The following is a 941-nucleotide window of genomic DNA, read 5'->3' on the forward strand; positions in this document are numbered from 1 at the left end:
TAGGCCTCGGCCGTGAACTTGGTGTGCGGCGTGATCGAGCCGGGCTTGCAGAGCACCTGGCCGCGTTCGACGTCTTCACGCTTGGTGCCGCGCAGCAGCACGCCCACGTTGTCGCCCGCCTGGCCCTGGTCCAGCAGCTTGCGGAACATTTCCACGCCCGTGCAGACCGTCTTCTGGACCGGACGGATGCCGACGATCTCGACTTCCTCGCCGACCTTGACGACGCCCTTTTCAATACGGCCCGTGACCACCGTGCCGCGGCCCGAGATCGAGAACACGTCTTCCACCGGCATCAGGAACGGCAGGTCCACCGGACGCTCCGGCTGCGGGATGTAGGCGTCGACCGTTTCCATCAGCTTCAGGATCGACTTCTCGCCGATCTCCGGGTTCACGCCGTCGGTCGCGGCCTTGGCCGAACCCGCCGTGATCGGAATGTCGTCGCCCGGGAACTGGTAGGACGAAAGCAGCTCGCGCACTTCCATCTCGACCAGCTCGAGCAGCTCGGCGTCGTCCACCAGGTCGACCTTGTTCAGATAGACCACCAGGGCCGGCACGCCGACCTGACGGGCCAGCAGGATGTGCTCGCGGGTCTGCGGCATCGGGCCGTCAGCGGCCGACACCACCAGGATCGCGCCGTCCATCTGCGCCGCGCCGGTGATCATGTTCTTCACATAGTCGGCGTGCCCGGGGCAGTCGACGTGCGCATAGTGACGGTTGGCCGTCTCGTATTCCACGTGCGCGGTGTTGATCGTGATGCCGCGCGCCTTCTCTTCCGGCGCCGCGTCGATATCCGCGTAAGCCATCGCCTTCGCGCCGCCAGCCTTCGCCAGCGTCATCGTGATCGCCGCCGTCAGCGTCGTCTTGCCGTGGTCGACGTGCCCGATCGTGCCGATGTTGCAGTGCGGCTTGGTGCGTTCGAACTTTTCCTTGGCCATTTTCTT

1 protein-coding gene is annotated in these 941 nt (G+C 65.6%); it reads right to left on the bottom strand.

Annotation, left to right across the window (positions count from 1 at the left end; all coding sequences use genetic code 11):
• Positions 1 to 935, bottom strand: a 935-nt coding sequence (gene tuf, locus AC1RN0_RS18155) for an elongation factor Tu (protein WP_492788874.1), incomplete at its 3' end; no start/stop codon positions are given.
• Positions 936 to 941: the final 6 nt, after the last annotated feature.

Source organism: Caulobacter sp. GW821-FHT12F03, from assembly GCF_058806855.1.